19 protein-coding genes are annotated in these 25,634 nt (G+C 71.2%); 8 read left to right on the top strand and 11 right to left on the bottom strand.

From position 1 onward, the window contains the following. Positions 1 to 18: 18 nt before the first annotated feature. Both ACWEPL_RS55500 and ACWEPL_RS55495 read right to left on the bottom strand, forming a co-directional pair. Complete coding sequence (locus ACWEPL_RS55500; RefSeq protein ID WP_363963062.1) at positions 19 to 1,440, bottom strand: sensor histidine kinase; 1,422 nt, start codon at positions 1,438 to 1,440, stop codon at positions 19 to 21. Then, entirely contained in the window at positions 1,437 to 2,114 is a 678-nt protein-coding gene (locus tag ACWEPL_RS55495) for a response regulator transcription factor (protein WP_355210078.1), read from the bottom strand. Before ACWEPL_RS55495 ends, ACWEPL_RS55500 begins: the two co-directional genes overlap by 4 nt. A 345-nt stretch (positions 2,115 to 2,459) precedes the next feature. On the opposite strand from ACWEPL_RS55495, the gene erm reads away from it, so the two are divergent. Further along, positions 2,460 to 3,284, top strand: coding sequence for an ErmE/ErmH/ErmO/ErmR family 23S rRNA (adenine(2058)-N(6))-methyltransferase (gene erm / locus ACWEPL_RS55490; protein WP_452441342.1), 825 nt, complete (start codon positions 2,460 to 2,462; stop codon positions 3,282 to 3,284). Here erm and ACWEPL_RS55485 read toward each other — a convergent pair. Beyond that, positions 3,273 to 4,667, bottom strand: coding sequence for a hypothetical protein (locus tag ACWEPL_RS55485; RefSeq protein WP_452441341.1), 1,395 nt, complete (start codon positions 4,665 to 4,667; stop codon positions 3,273 to 3,275). The two genes, erm and ACWEPL_RS55485, sit on opposite strands and share 12 nt — an antisense overlap. Positions 4,668 to 4,785: 118 nt before the next feature. Here ACWEPL_RS55485 and ACWEPL_RS55480 point away from each other — a divergent pair, with 118 nt between their 5' ends. Continuing rightward, positions 4,786 to 6,357, top strand: coding sequence for a molybdopterin-dependent oxidoreductase (locus ACWEPL_RS55480; protein WP_350738876.1), 1,572 nt, complete (start codon positions 4,786 to 4,788; stop codon positions 6,355 to 6,357). Here the strand turns inward: ACWEPL_RS55480 and ACWEPL_RS55475 are convergent. From ACWEPL_RS55475 to ACWEPL_RS55460, 4 genes are all read right to left on the bottom strand, one after another. Then, on the bottom strand, positions 6,350 to 8,149 hold the full coding sequence (locus tag ACWEPL_RS55475; protein WP_452441339.1) for a chitinase: 1,800 nt from the start codon (positions 8,147 to 8,149) through the stop codon (positions 6,350 to 6,352). The genes ACWEPL_RS55480 and ACWEPL_RS55475 overlap by 8 nt on opposite strands. A 54-nt stretch (positions 8,150 to 8,203) precedes the next feature. Continuing rightward, positions 8,204 to 9,616 carry a carbohydrate-binding protein gene (locus ACWEPL_RS55470; protein WP_355210068.1) on the bottom strand — a complete coding sequence of 471 codons (1,413 nt, stop codon included), beginning with the start codon at positions 9,614 to 9,616 and terminating at the stop codon, positions 8,204 to 8,206. Further along, entirely contained in the window at positions 9,613 to 11,190 is a 1,578-nt protein-coding gene (locus ACWEPL_RS55465) for a chitinase (protein WP_452441338.1), read from the bottom strand. Before ACWEPL_RS55465 ends, ACWEPL_RS55470 begins: the two co-directional genes overlap by 4 nt. A gap of 257 nt (positions 11,191 to 11,447) precedes the next feature. Continuing rightward, positions 11,448 to 13,277, bottom strand: a complete 1,830-nt coding sequence (locus ACWEPL_RS55460) for a M14 family zinc carboxypeptidase (RefSeq protein ID WP_363963050.1) — start codon at positions 13,275 to 13,277, stop codon at positions 11,448 to 11,450. 162 nt (positions 13,278 to 13,439) lie between these two features. Between ACWEPL_RS55460 and ACWEPL_RS55455 the strand changes: the two genes are divergently transcribed. From ACWEPL_RS55455 to ACWEPL_RS55445, 3 genes are read left to right on the top strand one after another with little or no spacing between them, the layout of a single operon-like run. Further along, positions 13,440 to 14,351 carry an ATP-binding cassette domain-containing protein gene (locus tag ACWEPL_RS55455; RefSeq protein WP_363963048.1) on the top strand — a complete coding sequence of 304 codons (912 nt, stop codon included), beginning with the start codon at positions 13,440 to 13,442 and terminating at the stop codon, positions 14,349 to 14,351. Continuing rightward, a complete protein-coding gene (locus tag ACWEPL_RS55450) occupies positions 14,348 to 15,109 on the top strand; it encodes an ABC transporter permease (RefSeq protein ID WP_350738893.1) in 762 nt (253 codons plus the stop codon). The genes ACWEPL_RS55455 and ACWEPL_RS55450 overlap by 4 nt, the downstream gene beginning before the upstream one ends. Continuing rightward, positions 15,106 to 16,692, top strand: coding sequence for a CocE/NonD family hydrolase (locus tag ACWEPL_RS55445; protein WP_452441336.1), 1,587 nt, complete (start codon positions 15,106 to 15,108; stop codon positions 16,690 to 16,692). The genes ACWEPL_RS55450 and ACWEPL_RS55445 overlap by 4 nt, the downstream gene beginning before the upstream one ends. Here the strand turns inward: ACWEPL_RS55445 and ACWEPL_RS55440 are convergent. Together ACWEPL_RS55440 and ACWEPL_RS55435 are read right to left on the bottom strand one after the other, a co-directional pair. Continuing rightward, positions 16,665 to 19,760, bottom strand: a complete 3,096-nt coding sequence (locus ACWEPL_RS55440) for a BTAD domain-containing putative transcriptional regulator (protein WP_452441335.1) — start codon at positions 19,758 to 19,760, stop codon at positions 16,665 to 16,667. The genes ACWEPL_RS55445 and ACWEPL_RS55440 overlap by 28 nt on opposite strands. A 103-nt stretch (positions 19,761 to 19,863) precedes the next feature. Next, positions 19,864 to 21,255, bottom strand: coding sequence for a cellulase family glycosylhydrolase (locus ACWEPL_RS55435; RefSeq protein WP_452441333.1), 1,392 nt, complete (start codon positions 21,253 to 21,255; stop codon positions 19,864 to 19,866). 294 nt (positions 21,256 to 21,549) lie between these two features. Here ACWEPL_RS55435 and ACWEPL_RS55430 point away from each other — a divergent pair, with 294 nt between their 5' ends. The 3 genes from ACWEPL_RS55430 (at position 21,550) to ACWEPL_RS55420 (ending at position 24,294) form a co-directional block, all read left to right on the top strand. Beyond that, on the top strand, positions 21,550 to 22,758 hold the full coding sequence (locus tag ACWEPL_RS55430; RefSeq protein ID WP_452441332.1) for a serine hydrolase domain-containing protein: 1,209 nt from the start codon (positions 21,550 to 21,552) through the stop codon (positions 22,756 to 22,758). Between the two features lie 34 nt (positions 22,759 to 22,792). Continuing rightward, the gene (gene leuE / locus ACWEPL_RS55425) at positions 22,793 to 23,440 is read left to right on the top strand and encodes a leucine efflux protein LeuE (RefSeq protein WP_363963038.1); all 648 of its coding nucleotides are present in this window, start codon (positions 22,793 to 22,795) and stop codon (positions 23,438 to 23,440) included. Between the two features lie 212 nt (positions 23,441 to 23,652). Continuing rightward, complete coding sequence (locus ACWEPL_RS55420; RefSeq protein ID WP_350738909.1) at positions 23,653 to 24,294, top strand: VC0807 family protein; 642 nt, start codon at positions 23,653 to 23,655, stop codon at positions 24,292 to 24,294. Here ACWEPL_RS55420 and ACWEPL_RS55415 read toward each other — a convergent pair. Next, positions 24,202 to 25,143 carry a DUF1700 domain-containing protein gene (locus ACWEPL_RS55415; protein WP_363963036.1) on the bottom strand — a complete coding sequence of 314 codons (942 nt, stop codon included), beginning with the start codon at positions 25,141 to 25,143 and terminating at the stop codon, positions 24,202 to 24,204. The genes ACWEPL_RS55420 and ACWEPL_RS55415 overlap by 93 nt on opposite strands. Continuing rightward, on the bottom strand, positions 25,136 to 25,634 hold a 499-nt coding region (locus tag ACWEPL_RS55410), incomplete at its 5' end, for a sensor histidine kinase (protein ID WP_452441331.1). The genes ACWEPL_RS55415 and ACWEPL_RS55410, both read right to left, overlap by 8 nt.

Raw genomic sequence — 25,634 nt, 5'->3', positions numbered from 1 at the left:
GAATGTGCCGAGCGCCGTTCAAAGCGAGCTGGGAGCCGCCTCGGAGCCAGGTAGGAGGACGCGGAACGTCGCGCCCTCGCCCGGCGCGGTGTCCACCTCGACGCTGCCCCCGTGGGCGCTGACGATGGCGGAGACGATGGCCAGGCCGAGCCCGGCGCCGCCGTCGGCCCTGGATCTGCCCCGGCCGACGCGGTAGAGGCGGTCGAACAGGTGCGGCACGTGCTCGGGCGGCACGCCGGGCCCGGTGTCGGACACCTCCAGCACGGCCAGGCCGTCCGATCTGCCGACCTTGACGGTGACGGACGCGTCGGGGGGCGTGTGGCAGAGCGCGTTGCCGACGAGGTTGGCGGCCACCTGGCGCAGGCGGGCGTCGTCGCCCGTGATCGTCACGGGTGCGAGGGGGCCGTCGAGGGCGGCGAGCCTGACCTGCCGGTCCGGCGCGCGTACGCGGGCGTCGCGGATCGTGTCGGCGGCCACCTCCAGCAGGTCCACGGGCCGCCGCTCGATCGGGCGTTCCTCGTCGAGCTGGGCCAGCGTGAGCAGGTCGTTGACCAGCACGCCCATCCTGGCGGCCTCGTCCTCGATCCGGTGCATCGCCTCGCCGGCGTCGCCGCCCCTGCGGTGCAGTTCGGCGAAGCCTCGCACGGAGGTGAGCGGGGTGCGCAGCTCGTGGGAGGCGTCGGCGAGGAAGCGGCGCATGCGGGCCTCGGAGTCGGTCCTGGCTGCGATCTCGGACTGGAGGCGGTCGAGCATGACGTTCATGGCGCGGGCCAGGCGGCCGGGCTCTGTGTGCGGGTCGTCGGCGGGCACCCGGCGGTCGAAGTCCCCGCGGGCGATGTGGCCGGCCGTGGCCTCCATCCTGGTCAGCGGGCGCAGGCCGAGGCGTACCAGGGCGCCGGCGGCCAGGCCGAGCAGGAGCAGCACGAACACTCCCACCGCGACGAAGATGGCGACGGCGGAAGCCTGGGTCTGCTCGACCTCGGAGAGCGACTGGGCGAACACCACGGTGTTGCCGTTGGACGCCTTCGTGGCGCGGACTCGCCAGGAGGGCCCCGAGGTGCCCGGCGCGGTGTAGTTCTCGCCGATCCTGCCCTCGTCGATGACGGGGCCGGGCTCGTTCGGGTCGCCGAACTTGAACCGCAGCGTGCCGGCGGTGTCGTACATCATGACCTGCTGGACGGCGGCGATCCGTTTCGTGAGCACCTCGGAGACGACGTCGTCCACCGGGAGCGGCTGGAGCGTCCGCACCTGCGAGAAGAGGTCGCCCTTCTTGATCGTGACGATTCTGCTGAGCTGTTCGAGTTGCTGGTCCACCCGGCCCATCAGGTTGCCGCGCAGCAGTACGACGCCCGCCACGGTGGAGAGCACCAGCCCCAGCGTGGCGACCCCGAGCACGGCCATGACCAGGCGGGTGCGCAGGGTCCAGGCGGCCGGCCTCACCGCGGGGTCCTCAGCGTGTAGCCGACGCCGCGCACGGTGTGGATGAGCTGCGGCTCCCATTTGTCGATCTTCTTGCGCAGGTAGTAGACGTACGACTCGACGATGCTGGAGTCGCCGTCGAAGTCGTAGTGCCAGACGCTGTCGAGGATCTGCGCCTTGCTCACCACCCTGCCGGCGTTGGTGAGGAGGTATTCGAGGAGGTTGAACTCGGTGGGCGACAGGTCCACCGGCACTCCGGCCCGGGAGACCTGGTGGGCCGCGGGGTCCAGCTCCAGGTCGGCGTAGCGGAGCACGTCGTTGCGGGGCGTCGAGCGGCTTCGGCGCAGGATGGCGCGGATGCGCAGCACCACCTCCTCCAGGCTGAACGGCTTGGCCACGTAGTCGTCGGCGCCCAGCGTGAGGCCCTGGACGCGGTCCTCGACCCGGTCGCGGGCGGTCAGGAACAGCACGGGGACGCGCTCGCCCAGCCGCCTGGCGACCTCGAACCCGTCGAAGTCCTCCAGCATCACGTCGAGCACCACGATGTCGGGGTCGAACTCCCTGGCGGCCGTCACCGCCTCCGCACCCGTCTCCGCGGTCCTGACCTCGAACGACACCAGCCGCAACGTCTGGGAGAGCAGGGCGCGGATGTTCGGCTCGTCGTCCACGACGAGCACCCTGGCCGGTCGGTCCATGGGTAAAGGTCTACCCGAACCACCTCAAAGCGGGCTCAAAGCGCTCGTCTCACGTAGAAGATCGGCGCGGAGGACATGGCCGATGCTGCCGGGCGCGCCACACAGGAACACGGCCGAACCCGGCGCCGGCCGCGCATCACATTTAATTCCGTTGCCCGGACGACGGACCGCTGCCTACTGTGACCGGCATGACATGCATGTTCTCCTGCCCGGTTTTCATTCGCATCCGCCACGGCCGGGCTCTGGCCCGCTAGCGGACGCGAACACCTGAGGCTGTAGCGTCCGCACGCGCGCCCAGGGCCCTTCGAGACCTGTCAATCTCGAGGACCCGAAAGGGCAAGTGCTGTGGCGCAGAATTTCGCGCACGGAAACTATTCGCATACTCAGCGTAAAGCCAGGAATGGCGGCGGCGGTCGCACGCCCAGAGACCGGGCGAGGCGCACGCTCTCGCAGAATTTCCTGGCCGACCGGCATGCCGTCGATCTGATGGTGAAGGCCGCCGCTCCCGACGGGCTCGTGCTGGAGCCCGGAGCCGGGGAGGGCGTGCTCACCCTGGCGCTCGCCGAGGCGGGCGCGCGGGTCGTCGGCTACGAGATCGACCCGCTGCTCGCCGGGCGGCTGGCCGCCCGTACGCGCAGCGATCCCAGGATCGACGTGGTCAGGGGCGACTTCACGGCCGCGCGGGCACCGCGCGAGCCGTTCGCGGTCGTGGGCAACATCCCGTACTCGATCACGTCGAAGATCGTGGACTGGTGCCTGCGGGCGCCGGCCCTGACCTCGGCGACGCTGCTCACCCAGCGGGAGTACGCCCGCAAGCGGTCGGGCGACTACGGCCGCTGGAGCCTGGTCACGGTGGAGTCGTGGCCGTGGTTCCGCTGGCGGCTCGGCGACACGATCGGCAGGGAGAGCTTCCGCCCCGTCCCGTCCGTCGACTCGGCGATCCTGCGCGTCCAGCGCAGGCCCGAGCCGCTCGTCGCCTCCCGCCGCTCCTACCAGGAGCTGGTCGAGCTGGGCTTCGGCGGCGTCGGCGGCTCGGTGCGCGCCTCGCTGAGGACCCGTTACCAGGGGGTGGACGCCGCGCTGAAGGCGGCGGGCGTCGCCCGCGACACCGTCGTGGCCCACGTCCACCCCGACCAGTGGATCATCCTGTGGGAGGGCCTATGCCGGTGAGCTGACCTTGGCCTGCTTCGACGGGCCGGCGAGAGGAGCCAGTCCTGGGGCCGTGGTCGCGACGCGGCGGCCCCAGGGCATGGCCAGCGCCAGGATGGGCAGCAGCACGATCGACGCCCGCGACCAGTCCTGGTGCAGGTACCACCAGCTGTTGACGTCGAACTGCGTCATGTAGAGGTAGCCGTATCCGGACCAGATCGACACGCCCACGATGGCCGGCCAGGCGAACCTGGTGGGCCGGGCGACCAGGAACGGCATGAACCACATCAGGTACTGGGCCCCGAGCCGGGGCGTCACGACCATGAAGACGAGCAGGATGGCCGTCGTCATGTCGATCGGGTCGGCGCGCCGCCAGTAGAGCACGGCCGCGATGACGCACAGGTAGATCAGGTTCGTGCCGAACGAGGCCAGGTCGGGCCGCAGCGCCCAGTCGCCGCCGGTGTACCAGGGGGTCCAGCCCCACTCGCCGACGATGGGGCGGATGTCGCGGATGGTGTTGATGACGGCGGGGATCTGGTTGAGGGACGTGCCCGCGAAGACCGGCAGCGTGACCAGGAAGAACAGCGGCACGATCCCGGTGGTGAACATCGCGGCGACCCGGGAGCGCAGGTTGGGCAGGAGCAGCAGCATGCCGGGGATCAGCCAGATCGGCCAGCTCTTGGCGCACAGCGCCAGGCCCATCAGCACCCCGGCCAGCGCGCCCCGCTTGAGGTCGGCCCTGTCGCCGGGGGCCGGCAGCAGCGCGCGGTGCAGCATGCCGCCGCGGCCGAGCACGCGCGGGATCGAGGAGCGCACGCCGTACGCGGCCACGCCGGCGCGCACCCGGGCGACCACGTCCGTCGCGATGCCGGGACGCTCCAGCGCGCCGGGGCCGCGGGCGACCACGAACGCCGCCACGCCGAACACGAGCGCGACCGGCTCGACCTGGCCATGGATGGCGGCGATCATCAGGGCGAGGGGGTTGAGCGCGTACTGGAGCGCCCGCAGCGACGCCTTGGGGCCGCCGGCCAGCTTGGCCACCAGCGGGATGAGCGCGATGTCGGCGACCACGGTGACCAGGCGCCCGGCGTACTCCCACGGGATGCCGAGCCACAGCAGGATCCCGTACACGTACGGGATGGTCGGCAGGAAGTGCCAGCCGCCCTCGCTGGCGAGCACCGGGTCCTGGCCGCGCAGCACGGCCTCGCCCGCGGGCTTGAAGCTCTCCATGAAGTCGACGGGTTGCCACGAATCGATGGCCGACGTGTACATGATGAGCAGGCGTACGGCCACGCCGACGACGATGGCGACGACGAGCGGTGGACGCCAATCCCGCCATTGGGCGACTAGAGCGAGTACGACACCGGCGACGAGGACTATCCCCGTGAGAACTGCGTAATCCATGGCGGCCTCTAGCCTGCCGTAACTCCGGCAGTGGTTTCCACCAGGGCTTCCAATTCTTATCCCCGACATGCCGATACGTATGGCGATAGAGCATCACTGTCTGTGTTGAACTTTTTCCATGGGGGGATCGCAGGTCAACCAGGCACTGGTCAGGCTCTATTTCGAGGTGCGGGACGGGGTCCGTGACCCGGTTGCCGCCTGGGCGAAACTCACAGCGAATTCTCAGCAATATCGGCCGTTCAGAGGAGAGCGGCGGGTGCCGCTCGACGACGCTTCCGCGGCCGAACTGGCGGCGGCGGCGATGGTGCACACCGCCGCGTCCCACGGGGCCGATCGGGTGGCGGCGCTGTCCACCTCGCCGCTGGCGGGGCTGATCGCCGGCCTCGGCGGCGCGGTGCTGACCGAGCATCCGTGCGCGCCGGAGCAGGTGCTGGGACCGCGGTTCGCGGGCCCGGCGGCCGACGACTGGGCGCGGGCGGCGTACGTGCTGCTGTGGGGGGAGAACAACCGGTTGGTACGCACGCCGGACACCCCCTGGGTGATCGCCGGGCGGTACAAGGGCCAGAAGGTGGTGGCGATCGGCACGCATCCGACGCGGTTGTCCGACGAGACGCTGGTCGTGCGGCCCGGCACGGACGGGGCGCTCGCGATGGCCATGGGGCATGTGCTGCTCAAGGAGTTCTTCCTGGACAGGACGCCGTTCGCCGAGCACGCCATGGAGCGCACGGACCTGCCGTCGCTGGTGCGGCTGCGGGCGCGCGAGGACGCCTACGTGCCGGGCGGGCTGCTGGGGCGCGGGTGCGACCGGCTGAGCGTGTACGGCGGCGAGGCGGTGGAGGTGCTGCTGCCGCGCTTCGACGACGGGCCGGGCGTGCTGCGGCGGGGCGTGCCGGTGCTGCGGGACGGCGACGAGCTGGTGACGACGGTGTTCGACCTGCTGCTGGCCGTTTACGGGGTGGGCCGGCCGGGGTTGCCCGGCGTGTGGCCGTCCGGGTACGCGGACCCGGGTGAGCCGTACACGCCCGCCTGGCAGGAGGCGTGCACGGGGGTGGCCGCGTCGCGGACGTTGAAGATCGCGCGGGAGCTGGGCGTGACGGCGGAGAAGACCGGCGGGCGCTGCCTGCTCGTGCCGGGGCGGCTCGAGACGCCGCACGCCGACACCGCCTACCGGGCGATGCTGGCGCTGCTGGTGCTGACCGGCTGCGGCAGCGGGTGGGCGCAGGCGAGCGGGGCCGGGATCCCGCTGGTGCCGTACCTGTGCCTGCACGCCTGTGGCGAGGACCGCGCGGACGTGGGCGCGCTGAGCTGGGCGCTGGCCGAGGGGCTGTTCGCGCGCCGGACCGCGCGCTCGGTGCTGCTGGAGGCGGTGCGCGACGGCTGGCCGATGGCGCCGCCGCCGCGCGTGCTGGCCCTGCCGCGGCCGATCTACCCGCTGCCGCCCGACGTGGACCTGATCATCGGGCCGGACGACCACTGCGACCTGTCGCCGCCCGACGCCGGGCTGGTCGCGGAGGCGGTCGCGCGCCTGGCCGGGCGGGCCGCCCCGGTGCAGGAGGGCGGCCCACCCGGCGGCGGGCGGATGCGGCTGCTGGTGGACCACGCCTGGATGCACGAGTACGGCGAGGCGCTGCCCACCTACCGGCCGCCCGGCCTCGGCATCCCGCTCAAGCCCACGCAGCTCGTCAGGTGAGACCGTTCAGGTACGCCCGGTGGCTCCGGGAGAACTCGAAGCCGTTGAACCTGTCCCAGTTGATCGACCAGGTCATCAGGCCGCGCAGGTTCGGGTAGACGCCCCGCGGCCGGTAGGTGCCGCAGTTGGTCCCCTTGGCGAGGCAGTCGAACGCCTTCTGCACCTCCGCCACCGTGGTGAACCCGTTGCCCGCGTTCGGCGAGGCGGGCAGCCCGATGGCCACCTGGTCCTGGCGCAGCGGCGGGAACACGTTGCCCGCGTTGCCCATGATCGGGAAGCCGGCCAGCAGCATGTCCGTCATGGCCACGTGGAAGTCGTGCCCGCCCATCGTGTGGTACTGGCCGTCGAGGCCCATGATCGGGCCCGAGTTGTAGTCCTGCACGTGGAGCAGGGTCAGGTCGTTCCGCAGGGCGTGGATGACGGGCAGGTACGAGGCGCTCCTGCTGTCGGCCGTGCCGTTCGGCCCCGGGCCGTAGAACTGGTAGCCGAGCTGGACGAAGAACGTCTCCGGCGCCATGGTCAGCACGAATGTGGCCCCGTACCGGCTCTTGAGCGACTTCAGCGCCGAGATCAGGTTGACGACGACCGGGGTGGTCGGGTTCGCGAGGTTCGTGTCGCCGGGGTTGAGGTAGAGCGAGTGGCCCTCGAAGTCGATGTCCAGGCCGTCCAGGCCGTACCTGTCGATGATCGCGGACACCGACTCCACGAACTTGTCACGGGCCGCCGCGGTCGTGAGCTGGACCTGGCCGTTCTGGCCACCGATCGAGATCAGCACCTTCTTGCCCTGTGCCTGCTTGGCCCTGATGGCGGCGACGAAGTCGGCCTCGGGCTCGACGTTGGGGCACTCGGCCGCCGGGCACTGCCGGAACCTGATGTCGCCAGAGGTGACCGAGGTGGGCTCGCCGAAGGCGAGGTTGATGATGTCCCACTCGTTCGGCACCTCACTCATCCGGATATATCCGGATCCGTTGGCGAATGAGGCGTGCAGGTAGCCCACCATCACCCGCTTCGGCAGGCCGCCGCCACCCCCGCCGCCGCTCGTCGTGGTGCCGCTCGCCTCGGGGGTGTAGGCCGAGCAGTTTCCGGCGGCGTCGCAGGCGCGGACCTTGAAGCGGTACGTGGTGGCCGCGGCGAGCCCGGTGGCCTGGTGGCTCGTCCCGGTGACGGCGACCGGCGCCCCGCCGTCGCGGGAGACCTCGTAGCGGGCCACCCCGACGTTGTCCGTGGCCGCCGCCCAGCTCACGGTGAGGCTGGAGCTCGTGGCGCCGCCGACGGACACGTTGCCGGGGACCGTCGGCGCCTGGGTGTCCGGGGTGCCGCCGGGGCCGTCGAGCACCACGTCGTCGGCCAGGTAGGCGCCCTGGCCGTACCAGCCGTTGACGTACACCGTCACGGACGTGGTCGAGGCGCCGGTGGTGAAGGAGGTCTTGAGCTGGCTCCACGCCGCGCCCGGCGCGCCCCACGTCTGCGGGTCGGTGCCGCCGGTGCCGGTGGCGCCGAGGAAGACGTAGTTGCCCTGGACCCAGGCCGAGAGCTGGTAGGCGGTGTTCGGCTTGACGGTGACGGTCTGCTGGCAGCGCGCGTAGTCGCTGCCCTGCGGGGTGGCCTGGAGCGCGCGGGTGCCGCCGTGCACGGGTGACGACACGGCCTGCGCGCCGGACGTGGTGCCGCACGTCCAGCCGCTCAGCCCGGACTCGAAGCCGGGGTTGGCCAGGATGTTGGCGGCGGCTGCCGGGGTTGCGTGCAGCGCGACGAGCGCCAGGGCGAGCGCGACCGGTCCTCGGAGATTCATGCGATACCTCCACGCGCGGCCCGCCCCGGCGCGGGGGGCGGGCCGCTCAGCGGGTCAGAATCCGGCGGTGATGCGGGTGAACTCCCAGTTGGACTGGGAGATGCCACTGCAGTTGGAGACCACGCCGCCGCCCGGGCAGGGGCGGTCACGGTTGACGGCCCAGTAGGCGAGCCTGGTCAGGCCGTGCGAGTTGGCCCAGTCGCGGATCTGCGTCCACGTGGACGGGGAGGTCGTCTCCTGCTGGTCGGACAGGCCGTTCATGCCCGAGATGCCCATGTGCGCGTACGCCTGGGCGTCGCTCCACCCGAACGCGCTCTTCAACGCGTTCTTCAGGCCCTCGGAGGCGTTGACCGTGTCCTGGTACATGTTCGAGCCGCCGAAGTCGAACGGCATGATCGTGTAGTTGTCGATCGGCACGCCGAGCGCCTTGGCCTGGTTGATGAGCCGCACGCCGGGCGCGGTGGGGCCGGTCTTGGAGGTGCCGAAGGTGACGACGACCTTGACGTTCGGGTTGTTCTGCTTGACGATCTTGAGGCCGTTCAGGATGCGGTCCTGGACGGTGTAGTTCTCGAACTCGTCGGTGTTCTCGATGTCGAAGTCCACGACGGCGGGGCCGACGCCGTTGATGACCTGCTGGACCGCGTTGGCGAACGCCTGCGGCGTGGAGCAGTTGGGGCCGAGCTTGTTGCCCTGCCAGCCACCGAAGGAGACCTGGACGCTGCCGCCCTTCGACTTGATCGTGTTGATGGCCTGCTGGTCGGCGCCGCCGGTCAGCGGGCGGTTGCCGTCCCACGCCGGGCTGCAGCCGCCGCCGGACAGGATGAACGCCATCGTGAACGACTTGACGCCGGTCGCGTCCATCACGGTGCCGGGGTTCGGCGGGTCGCCCCAGCCCATGTAGAGGTAGGGGGCGCCGGGCATCTTGGTCCCGCCGCCGCCGGTGCAGCCGCTGGTGGTGGCGGTCGCGTCACGGCCGGCCGACTCGCCCGCCGAGTTGTACGCCTTCACCGTGTAGGTGTGCGTCGTGCACGTGCCGAGCCCGGAGACGGTCGCGCTGGTGCCGGTGACCTGGGCCCGCTGCGTCGAGCCCTCGTACACGCGGTAGCCGGTCACGGTGCCGGACGAGGCGCCCCAGCTCAGCGAGATGCTGGAGTTGGTCACGGACGTGTTGATCGATCCGGGCTGCCCGGGCGCGCCGGGGTTGCCGCCGCCCGAGCCGACCTTCCAGAGGGCCGGCACGTTGGGCGGCTCCCAGCCGGGCTGCGAGGTGTGGGCCTGGATGCACACGTAGTCGACGCCGTTGTAGGTGACGACCGCGCCGATCGCGTACGAGGTCCACGGGGCCCAGGCGGCGGCCAGCTGCTGCACGGCCCCGAACGCGGCCGGCGTGGCGGTCGAGAATCCGGCGCCGGTCAGCGCGAGGGCGATCCCGGCGAGTAATGCGATGAGTTTGCTGCGAAATTTCATGGCATTCCCTGGAGGTGGGGCTTGACGGTCTTGGAGAAGGACCAGTTGTTGCTCGCGTCCCAGTTGATGGACCAGGTCATCGCGCCCCTGATGTCCGGGTAGGCGCGCGGCGGCACGAAGGTCCCGCAGCTGGTGCGCTTGGCCAGGCAGTCGAGCGCCTGGTTGACGAGGGGGGGAGAGACGACGCCGCCGCCCGCCGCGCCCGGCCCGGCCGGCAGGCCCAGCGCCACCTGGTCGGGACGCAGGCCGTTCTCGAGCTGGATGCAGGCGAGGGCGGTCATGAAGTTCACCGAGCCCTGCCCGTACGCCTGCGCCTGGTCGCAGCCGAGCATGGACCCGGAGTTGTAGTACTGCGTGTGGACGACCGTGAGGATGTCCTTGATGCTCAGGGCGAGCTTGAAGTACTCCGCCCCGGTCGACTGCATGTCGATGGTCTGCGGGGCCATCGTGATGATCAGCCCGGAGCCGGCCTTCGCGCGCAGCGCCCGCAGCCCCTGGGCCATGTAGGTGGCGTTGAGGCCGTTCTCCAGGTCGATGTCCACGCCGTCGAAGCCGTAGGACTGCATCAGCGCGTACACCGAGTCGGCGAACTTCGTCGCGGCGGCGGCGCTCGCGACCTGCACGCGCCCGGCCTCGCCGCCCACGGACAGGATGACCTTCTTGCCCCGCTGGTGCAGGGCCTGCACGTCGGCCTTGAACTGGGCGTCGGTGTAGCCGCCGACCGCCGAGGACAGCCCGGGGTCGAGCGCGAAGACGACCTCGCCCGCGGTGGCGGTGGCCTCGCCGAACGCGATGGCGATCAGGTCGTACTCGTTGGGGACGGCCGACAGCTTGAGCTCGGCCGCGGCGTTGGCGAAGTTGTGCCAGTAGCCGGTGAGGAAGTGCTTGGGCAGCGTCCCGCCGCCCCCGGTGCAGCCGGTGGTGGTGGCGGTGACCGGGTCGCCGGCGTCCGACTCCCCGACGGAGTTGTACGCCTTGACGGTGTAGGTGTGGGTCTCGCACGACCCGAGCCCGCCGATCGTGGCCGAGGTGCCCGTGACCGTGGCCTTGACAACGGCGCCCTCGTAGACGCGGTAGCCGGTCACCGTGCCCGAGGACGCCCCCCACGTGAGGGAGATGGCGCTGCCGGTCGCGGTGGCCGAGGCGGCGCCCGGCCGGCCCGGGGCCCCTGCCGTCGAGCCGCCGCACGAGGCCCCGTTCAGCGTGCAGCCGGTGATGCCGGGGAAGTTGCCGGGGCTGCCGTTGAAGCCGAAGCTCGCGCTGGCCCCGGGTGCGAGGGGGGAGGCCCAGCTCGGGTTGGTGAAGGTGTAGTGCTGCCCGCTGCGGGACATGACCGCGTCCCACGCGGAGGGGATCGAGTAGCCCGCCGGGACGTCGAACTGGACGTTCCAGCCGTTCATGGCCGTGGTGGTGCCGTTGGTGACGGTGACCTTGCCCTCGAATCCGGAGCCCCAGTCGGAGACCTTGACGAAGGTCGCGGTGGCCCCGGGGGCGAGAGGGGCGGCCTGGGCCGGGAGGGCGTACAAGATGAGTGCGAGGGTGGAGAGTGCCAGGAGGATCGCGCGAGGTCTCACGAGTTCTTCCTTCAGGGGTGGCGTGCCGTACGGCTTGCACCGGGGGGTGAGAGCGCAAGCCGTACGGCACGGGCCCGTGGAGGTGGGCACGGGCCCTTGGGGGGTGTATGCGCGGACCGGTGATGTCGGAGGCTTACTTTTAGGAAAGTTTCCTAAGAGTTGTCGCGATCGTAGCCTTGACAGCCCGTCCTTACAAGACCCAAACATGAGTCCGCCGCACAGGACCGGGATCCTGTGCGGCGGGGTGACGCAGCGGATTACGACTGCTGGGTGATCTTGACGTCGTCCACGCCGGCCTCCACCAGGGAGGCGCCCGAGGCGTCGGCGGCGTCGATGAGGATGCGGACCGTCTGGCCCGCGAACGCGTTCAGGCCGGCCGTCGCGGTGGCCCAGGCGCCGTTGCGGTTGGACGCCGCGCCCGCCTGGTTCAGAACGGTGGTGGTGGTGTTGCCGACCACGCGGACCCGGAAGTAGTCGGCGCTGGAGGCGTTCGAGCCGTGCGCCAGGTACCACGAGAACGACAGGTTCAGCGCGCCCGTGGACGGGAGCGTGATGGGCGGCGACTGGATCGAGGTGACGCCGCCGTCGATGTCGAAGTCACCGGCCGCCGAGCCCGCCAGACGGCCCGTGACCAGGTCGTTCGTGCCGCTGACCGTGGTGCCGAGCTGCTTGGCGCCGCTGGAGGTGGTGGCCTCGGGGTCACCGCGCTCCCACTGGCCGAGGGTGGCGGTGTCGGTGCCCGACGGGTTGGCCGTCCAGCCCGTGGCCGTCTCGAAGGTGTCGGAGTAGACGGTCAGCGGCGGGTTGCCGGTGCCGCAGTACTGGGCCTCCTTGCCGATGATCCGGTAGACGCAGTCCGAGTATTCGAGGAAGCGGAGCACGGCCTCCCTGTTGCGGGTGGTCTGCGGGACGATCTGCTCGTCCGGCGGGTAGAAGCCGGGGTTCGAGCCGGTCGGGTACATCTCGAACGTGAAGCTGAAGATCTTGTAGGCGCCCCACATCCAGTCGTCGATGGTCCCGTCCGTGATGTAGAGGTCGCTGGCCTGCTCGGGCGTGTAGTTGTTGGTGGAGGCCAGGTTCTGGCCGAGCGTGGCGTGCGCGTCCCGGTCGTCCTGGGTCAGGCCGGGCGCGGTGTCGTTGAGGGTGTAGCCGTAGGGCCACAGGACCAGCTCGCTGTAGGTGTGCCAGTCGAGGTTGGTCTTGATCTGCTGCACGCCGCCGACGACCCGGCTGCGCACCCAGTTGGCCGCCGCCTTGACCTCGGGGGCCGATTCGGCGCTCGCGCCCCGGTACGTCTCGCTGGACGTCGAGCCCGACGAGCCGCCGCAGCAGCCCCACTGGTAGGCCCAGTTGCGGTTCAGGTCGGTGCCGACGGCCGACGAGCCGGAGTTCGGCTGCCGGTTCTTGCGCCAGGAGCGGTAGGAGCCGGTGGCGATGTCGTACTCGCCGCCGTCCGGGTTGAGGTCCGGCATGATCCAGATCTCCCTGGTGTTGACCAGGTTGGTGATCCGGGAGTCCGTGCCGTAGTTGTCGGCCAGCAGGTGCATGATGTACAGCGCCATCTCGACCGTCAGGTGCTCGCGGGCGTGCTGGTGCGCGGTGAAGAGCACCTCGGGCTCGTTCTCGTCCGTGCCCACGTTGTCGCTGATCTTGATCAGGGGCAGCGCCCGGCCCTCGTACGAGGTGCCGAACGTGGACTGGCTGACGATGTTCGGATGCGCCGCGACCAGGGCGTTGATGTCCGCGTTCATCTCCGCGTAGTTGTGGTAGCCGGAGTCCGCCGGCGGGAAGTCAAGCGTCCCGACGCCGGACGGGGATGTCGGGCGCGGCACCTCCGCCACCCGGTAGCCGAGCCGCCTGATGGCGGAGACCTCGGCTGCCGTGGCCGTGACCAGGACCGAATCCTTGGCCACCTCCTCGATGGCCGCTCCGGTGGCCGCGACGGCGCTGCGCTGCCGCGCGTCGGCCGGGCCCTGCACGCGGTACTGCTTGTTGGCCGGGGGCTCCGCGGCGGCGCCCGCCCCTGACATGCCGGTCAGGCTGATCAGGCTGAGGGCTGCCAGCAGGATGACTAATCGGTGTCGCACCTCGTCCTCCTCGGGCGCTCGGGATCGGGTGGTGTCCGGCGCCTGACCCCGAGATTGAAGACGTTGCCGCACGGAGGAAAGGCCCAAAGTTACGGACATGCACCATCCCCCTGACAGGTCGATGCCAGGTGGATGCCAGCGGGCCCGGACACCCTCGGAGACATGAAGTACGCGATCGAAGCCGAAGGGCTCGTCAAGAGATACGGCGACAAGAGCGCGCTCGACGGCGTCGACCTGGCGGCGCGGACCGGCTCCGTGCTCGGCGTCCTGGGCCCGAACGGCGCGGGCAAGACCACGGCGGTGCGCGTCCTGGCCACCCTGGCCCGCCCCGACGCGGGCCGCGCCCTGGTCGGCGGGTACGACGTCACCCGCCAGGCCGCGAAGGTCCGCGAGCTGATCGGCCTGACCGGCCAGTACGCCTCGGTGGACGAGAAGCTCACCGGCACCCAGAACCTGCTGCTGATAGGCCGCCTGCTCGGCCTGTCGCGGCCGGCGGCCAGGGCCAGGGCCAAGGAGTTGCTGGCCCGCTTCGGCCTGGAGGAGGCGGCCGACCGCGCGGCGAGCGGCTACTCGGGCGGCATGCGCCGCCGCCTCGACCTGGCCGTCAGCCTGGTGAGCCGCCCCCGGATCCTGTTCCTCGACGAGCCGACCACCGGCCTGGACCCCCATGCCCGGGGCGAGCTGTGGGACGTGGTCAGGGAGCTGACCGCCGACGGCGTGACCGTGCTGCTGACCACGCAGTACCTGGAGGAGGCCGACCAGCTCGCCGACGATCTGCTGGTCATCGACCGGGGCCGGGTCGCGGCGTCCGGCACGCCCGCGGAGCTCAAGGCGCTGGCGGGCGGGCACCGGCTCGACGTACGGCCGCTGCGCGCCGCCGACCTGGAGAAGGCCGAGACCCTCCTCGGCGCGAAGGCCGCCGACGGCGTGGTCAGCGTCCCGGTGCACGACCTCTCGGAGCCGCCCGCCCTGCTGAGGGACCTGGACGACGCGGGCATCGTGCTCGCCGAGCACGCCCTGCGCCTGCCCTCCCTCGACGACGTCTTCCTCACCCTGACCGGAGACCACCGATGACCACCGCGCTTTCCCAGGGCCTCACGCTCGCCTGGCGCAGCCTGATCCCCCTGAAGAACCATCCCGGCCAGCTCTTCGGCCTGCTCTTCCAGCCCGTTTTCATGATCGTCATCTTCGTGTACCTGTTCGGCGGGGCGGCCGGCGGCGACCGGGCGGGCGCGGTGGCGTACATGCTGCCCGGCGTGCTCGTCCAGGTGGCCCTCATGTCGACGATCACCACCGGCATGAACCTGGCCACCGACATCGGCAACGGCGTGTTCGACCGGTTCAGGACCATGCCGATCGCCAGGTCCGCGCCGCTGGCGGGCCGCATCCTGGCGGACCTGCTCACGCTGCTGATCACCATCGTGATGTCCATGGTCGTCGGGTACGCCGTCGGCTTCCGCGTCACGACCGGCCCGCTGAGCGCGCTGGCCGGGCTCGGGCTGGTGCTGCTGCTGGCCATGGCGCTGAGCTGGGGTTCGGCCTGGATCGGGCTGGTGGCCAAGTCCGTCACGTCCATGCAGGGGATGGCGACGGCCGTGCTGCTGCCGCTCACGTTCGGCAGCAGCGCCTTCGTCCCCGCCACCGACATGCCCGGCTGGCTGAGCTGGTGGATGGGTGTCAACCCCGTCTCCCACCTGGCCGGCGCCCTGCGCGGGCTGCTGACCGGCGGCCTGCACGCCTCCGACGTGTGGATCACGCTCGGCTGGACCGCCGCCCTTCTCGCCCTCTTCGCCCCCCTTGCCCTTCGTGCTTACAACAGGAGAGTCCGATGATCGAGACCACGGAGACCATGACCACCCGTGACGGCGCCGAGCTGGTGGCGACGCTGTGGCGGCCGGCCGAGGGCGGGCGCTTCCCCGTGCTGCTGTCGCGCACCCCGTACGGCCGGGGCGCCACGGGTCCGGGGTACCACCTCGACGTGCCCCGCCTGGTGGCGGCCGGGTACGCGGTCGTCATCCAGGACGTGCGCGGCACCGGCGCCTCGCAGGGCGAGTTCCGGTTCATCGGCGGCGAGGCGGCCGACGGATACGACGCGGTCCGGTGGGCGGCGACCGCACCCTGGTCCGACGGAAATGTCGGAATGTATGGGGACTCGTACCTGGCCATCACCCAGCTCCTCGCGGCCCAGGAGCGCCCCGAGGGCCTGAAGGCCATCGCGCCGCACGTCTCCCCCGCCGGCCTGTACGAGTGCGTCTACCAGCCGGGCGGCGTCCCCAACCTCAACATCATCCTCACCGTCAGCGCGATGGTGCTGGCCGTGGACGAGCTGGACCGCCGGATCGCGCTCGGCACGGCGACGGAGGAGGACAAGGGCAGGTATCTGGCGGCCATCGGCCTGCCCCACGGGCTCGACGAGCGCCTGAGGGAGCTGGCGGAGCGGCTGCCGCTCAGCGACCAGCCGCTGCTGGCCGACCTGGTGCCCTTCTACTCGACGTGGATGGACACCCCCGACCCCCTCGACCCGCTCTGGCAGGACGGGGTCGTCCGGCACCGCGACATCGAGGTGCCCGCGCTGGTCAGCACCGGCTGGTACGACTACTTCCGCGACGGCTCCATCGAGCACTTCGAGCGGCTGGGCGGCGAGTCCCGGCTGATCGTGGGCCCGTGGACGCACTTCACGCACGAGCGGGACATCTGCGGGCGCGACTACGGCGACCAGGCGAGCCAGGAGGCGATCGACTGGACCGGGGTGCACCTCGACTGGTTCGACCACTGGCTGCGCGGGGCGCCCCTGCGCGACCGGGCGAAGGTGAAGATCTTCGTGATGGGCGACGACGCGTGGCGCGAGGAGGACGACTGGCCCGTCCGGCGGGCCAGGCCCGTGCCGTACCACCTGGGCTTCGACGGCGGGCTCGGCGCGACGCCCGGGGAGGGCGGGGCGGCGGAGTTCGTCAGCGACCCGGGTGACCCGGTGCCGACGGTCGGCGGGGCGGTCATGACGTTCGAGGCGTTCGGCCCGCTCGACCAGCGGCCGCTCGACGGGCGCGGCGACGTCCTGCGCCACCGGACGGCGCCCCTCACCGAGCGGGTGGAGGTGAGCGGCCCGGTCGAGCTGGTCGCGCGGGTCTCCTCGACCGCCACGAGCGCCGACGTGACGGCCAAGCTGATCGACGTCCACCCCGACGGGCGGGCCGAGCTGCTGACCGACGGCATCGCCAGGCTGACGGGCCTGGTGCCCGGTGAGGTACGCGAGGTGACGGTGCGGTTGGGCGCGATCTCGAACGCCTTCCTGCCCGGGCACCGGATCAGGATCGACGTGGCGGGCTCGAACTTCCCCCGATTCGGGCGGAACCTGGACAAGAGCACCACCACCCTGCACGGACCCTCCTACGTCGTGCTGCCGACCATCCCGTAGACCTCCTGCCTGGACATGGCCGTGCCCTTGGCGAAGCACTCGTCGTAATGCTCGTCACCGAGCGCGGCCCTGGCCGTCCGCGCGCCCTCCACGGTGTCGGGCGAGATGTCGCACGGCTCGATCGCCGCCGACGCCCCGAACAGCACGGCCGCCCGCTCCTGGTCGCCCTCGACCTGTGCGGCCAGCGCGAACCCGGCCAGCACCTGCGACTGCAGCGGCCGGTCCGGGCTGGAGGTGCCCAGCGTTCCGAGGGCCAGGCGGTGCTGTTCGAGCGCGGCGGCCAGGTCGCCGGCGCGGGCCAGCGCCCGGCCGTACGCGGTCCTGAGCGCGGCGGCCAGCTGCGCCATCGGCGGGGCCTCGGCGAGCACGGCGAACAGCCCGCGGTAGATCTCCAGACCTTGGTCCAGGTCGCCGAGGTGGCAGGCGTGCGCGGCCTCGGCCAGGCCGAGCAGCAGCCGCGTGTACGCCGTCGTCTCCCCGTCGATGCTGGCCCTGGCCCTGTCCAGGTCCTCGCGCGCGCCGTCCAGGTCGCCGGTCCGCAGCCTCAGCTCGGCCAGCCTGAGCAGCGTCGAGATCGCCTCGTCCGAGCCGACCCAGCGGCTGGTCAGCGACCAGGTCTCGGCGATCAGGTCGTCCGCCGGCGCACCCCTGGCGGCCCGCACCTCGGCCAGGCCCAGCAGCGCCTCGCTCAGCCCCCACCGGTCCCCGAGCTGCCTGAACCCGGCCACCGCCCGCTCCAGCCGCTCCTCGCTGCGCATCCGGCCGCCGACCATGAGGGCGGAGCTGGACAACCAGAGGTCGTCGCTTTCGATGTACGCCTCGATCAGCTCGGCGGCACGGTCGTCGTCCCCCGCGGCGGCGGACATGACGGCCCTGCTGATCCTGATCATCGGATGCACCGGCCCCTCCCGCCCGGCCCGCTCGATCAGCCGGTCCATCAGCTCCGACAGCGCCAGCATGGCGGGCCGGTCGTTGACGATCGTGCCGAACTTGTCCACGCCGTACGCGAACATGCACGCCGTGTACGCCTCGGCCAGCCCGGGAGGCGGATCGTCACCCACCAGCTCCATCACCTGCGCGGCCCAGGTCGCGCTCTCCTTCCGGTAGCCGGTCATCCACCAGTACCAGTTCAGCGCCGCGCACAACCGCAGCGCCGACCCGGCGTCCCGCTCGTCGATGACGTACCGCAGCGCCGCGGCGAAGTCGTCTCGCTCGGGAGACAGCCGCTCGATCCAGGCGACCTGCGCGGCCGTCCGCAGCTCGGGCACCGCCCGTTCGGCCAGGTCCACCAGGTACGCCGCGTGCCGCCGCCGGTACTCGCCGACCTCGTCGGCCTCCGCCAGCCGTTCGAGGGCGTAGGCGCGGATGGTCTCCAGCATCGAGTAGCGGCCCTCGGCCGAGACCTGGACCAGCGACTTGTCGGCCAGCGCGCCCAGCACGTCCGCCGCTCCCCCGCAGACCGCCTCGACGGTCTCCAGCGTCGCGCCGCCCGCGAACACGCCCAGCCGCCTGGCCAGCACCCGCTCCTGCTCGCCAAGGAGCTCCCAGCTCCACTCCACGACCGCTCTGAGCGTCTGCTGGCGCGGCAGCGCGGTCCTGCTGCCGCCGGTGAGCAGCTTGAACCGGTCGTCGATGCGGTCGGCGAGCTGCCTCGGCGTCATGGTGCGCAGCCGGGCCGCGGCCAGCTCGATGGCCAGCGGCATGCCGTCCAGCCTGCGGCAGAGCGCCACCACGGAGGCCACGTTCCCGCCGTCGACGGCGAACCCCGGCCGCGCGGCCCCGGCCCGGTCGAGCAGCAGCCGGACCGACGGGTACGCCCCCGCCTGCTCGGCGCTCGCCCCCACGGGCGGCGGCTCCAGCGGCGGGACGGGAGCGAGGTGCTCGCCCGGCAGGTTGAGCGGCTCCCTGCTGGTGGCCAGCACCCTCAGGTCCTGGCACTCCGTCAGCAGCCGCTCGGCCAGCTCGGCGGCGGCCTCGACGAGGTGCTCGCAGTTGTCCAGGACGAGCAGCGCGGAGCGGCCCGCGAGGGCCTCGGCCACCTGCTCCACCGGGCCGCTCACCCCGGCGGGCAGCCGGTACGGCGGGCGGTCGTCACGCAGGCCGAGCGCGTCGAGCACGGCTCCCGCGACGTCGGCCGGGTCGCTGACCGGGGCCAGCTCGACCATCCAGACCGCCTCGGCCGACCGGAGCGCCACCTCCGTGGCCAGCCTGGTCTTGCCCGCGCCGCCAGGGCCGACGAGCGTGACGATCCTGGCCCGGCCGAGCAGGGTGCCCAGCTGGTCCAGCTCGGCCTCGCGGCCGATGAAGCTGGTCCGCGGGGTCCGTACGTTGCCCCGCTGCCTGACCTGGGCCATCGGGGCTGCCGGGCGTGCCGGGACTTCTCCCGACAGGACGGCCAGATGGGCGGCGCGCAGCTCGGGCCCGGGATCGACGCCGAGCTCGTCGGCGAGCGTGCGGCGGGTGCGCTCGAACAGCTCCAGCGCCTCCGCCTGCCGCCCCTCCGCGGCGAGCGCCCGCATGGCCAGCGCGCCGAGCCGCTCACGCAGCGGGTGCGCGGCGACCTCCGACGTCAGATCGACCGGCGCGCCCGCCGCCAGCCCGGCCTCCGCGCGGGCCTCGACGGCGGAGAGCCGGTCCTGCTCCAGGGCGGCGGCCGCGTTCGCCAGGAGCGGCACGGAGGTCAGATCGGCCAGCGCCGGCCCCCGCCAGAGCTCCAGGCCGTCCCCTTTTCCGGCCCCTTTTCCGGCCCCTTTCCCGGCCGTCCGCCTGAACCGCAGGGCGTCCACGTCGTCCGGGGCCACGGCCAGCGCGTAACCGCCCGGCCTGCTCTCCACCACCTCGTACGGGCGAAGCGCCACCCGCAGCCGCCTGACCAGCGTCTGGAGCGCGTTGGCCGCGTTGGCGGGCGGGTCGTCCGGCCAGAGGGCGTCGATCAGCCGCTCGGCCGTGACGGTACGGCCGGCTTCGAGCGCCAGCACGGCCAGGAGCGCCCGCAGCCGGAACCCACCGACCGCGATCGGTCCCCCGTCGCCCTCGACCTCCAGCGGCCCGAGAATGCAAATCCGCACATGTCACATCCTGCCCTGCCCCTCCGCCCCTGCGGCAACGCTCGGGGTGGGGTGAAAAGGACCGGCCAGGGTCCGGGGAGGACCCTGGCCGGACCGGAAGGGGTCAGAAGTCGTCAGGGGTGCGGATGCGGTCCCGGACCCAGACCCCGGCGGGCTTGAGGCGGGAGGTGCCGGCGAAGGTGCCGTTCGGGCAGGTGCCCTCGGTGAAGACGGCGCCCGAGCGGAAGTCGTCCGAGTAGTTCCAGTTCACCCAGCTGATCTTCTTCTGGGCCAGCAGATCGAGGTACTGCTGCGACCGCGTGAAGTTGTTCGACCCGTCCCCGGAGGCCGTCTGGGTGCCGAACTCCGTGACGAAGATCGGGATCCGGTCGGCGGCCCTGGACAGCGTGTTGAGGTATTCGCTGCCATGGGAGGCCGCGTAGAAGTGGAAGGTGTACATGATGTTGGCGGCGTTGACCGGGTTGCTGATGATCTCGGACTCGGTCGCCCCGTCGGAGACGCCCAGCGACGACCAGGCGCGGGTGCCGACCAGGATCGGGGTCTCCGGGTCGTACTGCCTGATCACCGGGATGAGCTGGTTGGCGTAGTTCCTGATGGTGGACCAGGAGACGCCGTTGGGCTCGTTGGCGATCTCGTAGAGCAGGTTGTTCTTGCCGTTGTGCCGCTGGGCGATCTCGGTGAAGAACGTCTTGGCCCGCGACAGGTTGTAGTTGGGGTCACCCGGGTCGAGCATGTGCCAGTCGACGATGGCGTACATGCCGCGGGCGGTGGCCTGCTCGATCAGGTTGTGCACCCGGTCGGTGAACAGCCGGGGGTTGGTCTCGTACCCGTCCTCCTGGATGTACATGGAGATCCGCAGGACGTCGGCCTTCCAGTCGTTGGCCAGCGCGTCCAGGGAGGCGGTGTTGAGGCACTGGGAGTACCACTGCAGGCCGTGGCTGCTCATGCCGCGCAGCTGGATCTGCTTGCCGTGCTCGTTGCACAGCTTGACCCCGCACACCTGCAGCTGCCCGTTGGCCTGGACGGGCGTGCCGGTGCTGGAGGAGGTGCCGAGGACCAGGCGGTCGAGGTTCGGGCCGCCGTTGGCGGTGGTGGCGGTGGCGCGGACGGTGTTGGTCCCGGCGTTGAGCGTGGTGGTGACCGTGGCCTCCTGCCAGGTGGTCCAGGCGCCGGTGCCGGGGAAGTCCCTGGTGGTGGCGGTGCCGTTCACGGCGATGGCCATCGGACGATTCACGCTCGTGCCGTTGGCGTACCTCAGGGTGAGGGTGGCGGGGCCGGCGGTGGCGGCGTCGACGGCGAACTCGACGTACGAGCCGGTGATGTTGTCGTAGTTGACGAACCCGGTGCCGCTGTAGCCGGCGTGGTTCGACTCGACCACGCCTTGGGAGACGGTGGCGTTCTCGGCCTCGTACGTGGTCGCGGCCTGCGCTGGGGCTGCTTGCAAGGAGGCGGCGACGATCGCGGCGATGGCGGCGAGCCGCACGGATCGATGCATGGGGGTGAGCTCCTCACTCGTTCATTAGGAAACCTTACTAACGAGTATGGGGAGCGTAGATCGGACCTCCACCGGAGGACAAGACCCAAATTGACGCGAGCAGTCAAAGGGCGCGGTCCACGCGGCCACCCCTAGCCACGCGAACCGCGCCCATCTCGAACGGCGAACCACGGACAGCAGCGCCGCCAGCCCCAGCGCATCAGCGAGCCCACCTGTATTCCATAGTAAACACATAGGGATTGGCGGTAAAGCCCGAAGGTTTACAGGGTCCGGCTTTCGTGATGGATTCGGGAAATGAGCGTGCAGGGCACTTGCGACTCCCGTTTCTCCCAGGTCGCGGAGGAGTTCGAGGGCAACCTCGCCCGCCGCGGCGAGGTGGGCGCGTCCGTGTGCGTGATCGTCGACGGCGAGGTGGTCGTCGACCTGTGGGGCGGGGAAGCCGCGCCAGGCGTCCCGTGGCAGAGCGGCACGATCGGGCACGTCTGGTCGTGCACCAAGGGCGCGACGGCGATCTGCGCCCACATCCTGGCCTCGCGGGGCGAGCTCGACCTCGACGCGCCGGTCACTCGCTACTGGCCCGAGTACGGCGCCGCCGGCAAGGGCGGGACGCTCGTCCGGCACCTGCTCGCCCACCAGGCCGGGCTGCCCGTGCTGCGCGAGAAGCTGCCGCCCGGCGCGTTCTACGACTGGAAGCAGATGGCCGACAGGCTCGCGGGCGAGGAGCCGTTCTGGGAGCCGGGCAGCAGGCACGGGTACCACGCGCTGACGTTCGGTTACCTGGTCGGGGAGGTCGTACGGCGGGTGAGCGGGCGCTCGCTCGGGACGTTCTTCCGCGAGGAGGTCGCCGAGCCGCTGGGCCTGGAGTTCTGGCTGGGGCTCCCCGAGGAGTACGAGCACCGGGTCGCGCCGACGATCCCCGCCGACCCGCCCGCGACGCCGCCCTCCTTCTACGTCAAGGCGTTCACGGACCCGGCCTCGATGCCCGCGCTGCTGCTGGCGAACGAGGGCGGCTACATGACCCCCGGCGAGTCGGACAGCCGGGCGGCGCACGCGGCCGAGTTCGGGGCCATCGGGGCGATCACGAACGCCCGGGGCCTGGCCGGGATGTACCGGCCGCTGTCGCTGGGCGGCGGCGGCCTGGTCACCGGGGAGCACCTGGTCCACATGTCGCTCACCGCCTCGGCGGGCACCGACGCGGTGCTGGCGGTGCCGTCGCGGTTCTCACTCGGCTTCGTGAAGGCGGCGGACAACCGGCACCTGCCGCCCGCCGACCAGGAGGGCGCGCTCCTGTCGGCGAGCGCGTTCGGGCACGTGGGCATGGGCGGTTCGGTCGGCTTCTGCGACCCGGCGGCGCGCCTGGCGTTCGGCTACTCGATGAACAAGCAGGGCATCGGCCTCGGGATCAACGCGCGCGGCCAGGCGCTGGTGGACGCGACGTACCGGGCGCTCGGCTACAGGCAGGTATACGGCGGGATATGGTACGCAGCAGGCGAGATATCGTGATGTGCGGTTTGGTCCTCCCCCTGGAGTAAGACGCATGTTCTTCGGCATCACTAATTTCTGGACCTATGTCATCGGCGCCTTGCTGATCATCCTGCTGCCCGGCCCCAACTCCCTGTACGTCCTCAGCTTCGCCGCCCAGAACGGCGTCCGCCAGGGCTACCGGGCCGCGGCCGGCGTCTTCATCGGCGACACCGTGCTGATGTTCCTGACCGCCGCCGGCGCCGCGTCCCTGCTCCGCTCCAACCCGCTGCTCTTCACGATCGTCAAGTACGCCGGCGCCGGCTACCTGGCGTGGATCGGCTTCCAGATGATCAGGGGCGCCTGGCGATCGAGGAAGGCGACCGAGGAGGAGAAGCCGCAGGTCAAGATGGAGCGCCAGCCGCGCCCGTTCCGCAAGGCCCTGGTGATCAGCCTGCTGAACCCGAAGGCCATCCTCTTCTTCGTCTCGTTCTTCGTCCAGTTCGTCGACCCGGGCTACGCGACTCCCGCTCTGTCGTTCCTCATCCTGGGCGCGATCATCCAGGTGTTCAGCTTCCTCTACCTGACGGCGCTGATCTTCGGCGGGACCTTCCTGGCCAACCAGTTCAGCCGGCGCAGGAAGCTCAGCGCCGGTCTGACCACCGGAGTCGGCGCTCTGTTCCTCGGATTCGGCGCGAAGCTCGCCACTTCGTCACTCAGTTGAAAGCCTGCCGTAAGACCTCGCTGTTTTCGTGGAAACAGATGGAACGCGTCAAAAGAGGCAGTCGCATCACCTCTCCTCGGGTACGGTAAGCCACCGGCGTGCTTCCCGGGACGCGGGTGATGCCCGCTGGTTACGGCGAGCGGTCCATCTGGCAAGCCTTGTCCCCCGAAGCCCGGGTAGACGCTGATCATCGGCCTATCTGCGGAGCAGCCTTGAACCATCCCCCGGTCCACCTTCCACGCCTGACGGCACTCGCCCGGCAGGCGGCCCCCAGGCTGCTCGAAGGCGTCGTGGCGCCGCTGGCGGTGTTCTACCTGGCCATGATGGTCCTGGGATTCAAGGGGGCGCTCATCGCCACCGTCGCCTGGGTCTACATCGGGGTGGGGTGGCGGCTGATCAGGCGGGTCAAGGTGCCCGCCACCATGTTCCTGGCCGCGTTCGCGATCACGGTCCGCGCCCTCGTGGCCTTCTGGACCGGCACGTGGATGTGGTTCTTCATCCAGCCGGAGATGGGCACGATCTGCATCAGCATCGCGTTCCTCGCCTCCGTCCGGCTCAACCGGCCGCTCGTGCAGAAGCTCACGCTCGACTACATCCATCTGCCGTCGGCGGTGCTCAAGCACGAGCGGGTCCGCAGGTTCTTCGCCAGGATCACGCTGCTGTGGGCGTTCGTGCTGCTCATGAACTCGACGCTCAGCATCGCCCTGGCCGTCCATGAATATCTGGCCGGGTCGCTCGGCGGGTTCATGGTGCTGAGGACGTCAGCGGTGGCCGTGATCAGCGGGCTGGCGATCGCGTTCTCCATCTTCGCCTTCAAGCGGGTGCTCCGCCGGCTGAACGTCGCCCACACCTGACCGTTCGGCCAGCAGGAACGCCCCGCACATCCCCATGACCAGCCCCGCCAGCATGCCGAACAGCTCGGTCAGCTCCGCCCCCGGCGCGCCGAGCGGCGCCCGTACGGAGCTGATGATCATCACGTAGAGCCCGCCGCTGAACAGGGAGCCGGAGCCGAGCCAGGCCGCCACCAGCGGCGCCCAGAACGGGCCGCGCCCGCGCCGCCGGACCATCAGCACGAGCGCGACCGCCCCGGCGACGGCCAGCAGGCCCTCGACGCGGTCCTGCAGACCCCCGGCGAGCTTGACCGCGCCGATCGGCCCGGCCACCAGCAGCGCGCCCCAGGCCACGACCGTCTGGAACGACCGGGTCGGGCCGGCGAACGCGTGATCGATCCGGGTGGTGAAGACGCCCGGCCAGCGGTCGCGCGAGTAGAGCACGAAGGCCGTCATGAGGCCGACACCCTGCGCGACGAACCCGCCGTAGACCATCATGTAGATCCACGGCTCGATGGCCCCGCCGGTCTCGAAGACCGCCAACCCCCCGGTCAGCACCATGATCGGCGCCGTGACGATCACCACGGCCAGCAGGCCCGTACCGACCCAGAGCGGGAGCAGCACGAGCCAGGCCGGCAGCCGCAGTCCCCACCGCATGGTGAACGCCAGCGCCAGCACCAGCCCGACCGCTTCCATGCCGAACGTCATCGTGTTGAGCCCGATCATCGCCGGGTCGGCCATGAAGGCCGGATCGGCGACCCCGACCGGGTGTCCCGTCAGCCAGAGCGTCTTCAGCGTGAGGTACGGCAGCATCGCGGCGATCGCGACGATCGCGGCGGTGACGCGGCCTATCCCCGGTCTGCGTTCAGTCATGCTCCGAGCGTCGCCCGGCGGGGCTGTGATTCCCTCCCGAGCCGCGGGGATCCTGCTCCCCCGCGCGGGGGATGCTCACGTCCAGCTCGAAGCCGTCGCCGACCGGGCCGGCGGTCAAGGTGCCCCCGGCCAGCCGGACGCGCTCGCGCAGGCCCGCCAGCCCCAGCCCGCCGGACAGCGCGAGGGGCCGGGCGCGCGGCCGGCCGCTGCGCACAGTGACGCGCTCCGGCGAGACCCGTACCCCGACCGGGGCTCCGGGGGCGTGCTTGGCGGCGTTCGTGAGCCCTTCCTGGACCACCGCGTGCGCCAGGTCGGGCACCGGCCCCGGCGCCAGGTCCAGGGTGATCGGCATACCGGAGTCCCTGGCCCGCCGCACCAGCTCGGTCACGTCCTCGTTCACGGGTGACAGCGGCGCCGCGTCGGAGTCCTCGCGCAGCAGCCCGATGATCTGGCGCAGCCGGTCCGTGGCGTCGGCCGCCGCCAGCCGCAGC

The organism is Nonomuraea sp. NPDC004186 (assembly GCF_053603495.1).
The sequence above is the reverse complement of the archived record's forward strand: the minus strand, read 5'-3'. Positions and strand labels throughout refer to the sequence as shown.

What these genes read in the sequence shown, in the direction of transcription:
- ACWEPL_RS55495 (WP_355210078.1), bottom strand. Translation starts at nt 2,114, where the DNA reads ATGGACCGACCGGCCAGGGTGCTCGTCGTGGACGACGAGCCGAACATC.
- ACWEPL_RS55485 (WP_452441341.1), bottom strand. Translation starts at nt 4,667, where the DNA reads ATGGATTACGCAGTTCTCACGGGGATAGTCCTCGTCGCCGGTGTCGTA.
- ACWEPL_RS55480 (WP_350738876.1), top strand. Translation starts at nt 4,786, where the DNA reads ATGGGGGGATCGCAGGTCAACCAGGCACTGGTCAGGCTCTATTTCGAG.
- ACWEPL_RS55475 (WP_452441339.1), bottom strand. Translation starts at nt 8,149, where the DNA reads ATGAATCTCCGAGGACCGGTCGCGCTCGCCCTGGCGCTCGTCGCGCTG.
- ACWEPL_RS55470 (WP_355210068.1), bottom strand. Translation starts at nt 9,616, where the DNA reads ATGAAATTTCGCAGCAAACTCATCGCATTACTCGCCGGGATCGCCCTC.
- ACWEPL_RS55455 (WP_363963048.1), top strand. Translation starts at nt 13,440, where the DNA reads ATGAAGTACGCGATCGAAGCCGAAGGGCTCGTCAAGAGATACGGCGAC.
- ACWEPL_RS55450 (WP_350738893.1), top strand. Translation starts at nt 14,348, where the DNA reads ATGACCACCGCGCTTTCCCAGGGCCTCACGCTCGCCTGGCGCAGCCTG.
- ACWEPL_RS55445 (WP_452441336.1), top strand. Translation starts at nt 15,106, where the DNA reads ATGATCGAGACCACGGAGACCATGACCACCCGTGACGGCGCCGAGCTG.
- ACWEPL_RS55435 (WP_452441333.1), bottom strand. Translation starts at nt 21,255, where the DNA reads ATGCATCGATCCGTGCGGCTCGCCGCCATCGCCGCGATCGTCGCCGCC.
- ACWEPL_RS55430 (WP_452441332.1), top strand. Translation starts at nt 21,550, where the DNA reads ATGAGCGTGCAGGGCACTTGCGACTCCCGTTTCTCCCAGGTCGCGGAG.
- leuE (WP_363963038.1), top strand. Translation starts at nt 22,793, where the DNA reads ATGTTCTTCGGCATCACTAATTTCTGGACCTATGTCATCGGCGCCTTG.
- ACWEPL_RS55415 (WP_363963036.1), bottom strand. Translation starts at nt 25,143, where the DNA reads ATGACTGAACGCAGACCGGGGATAGGCCGCGTCACCGCCGCGATCGTC.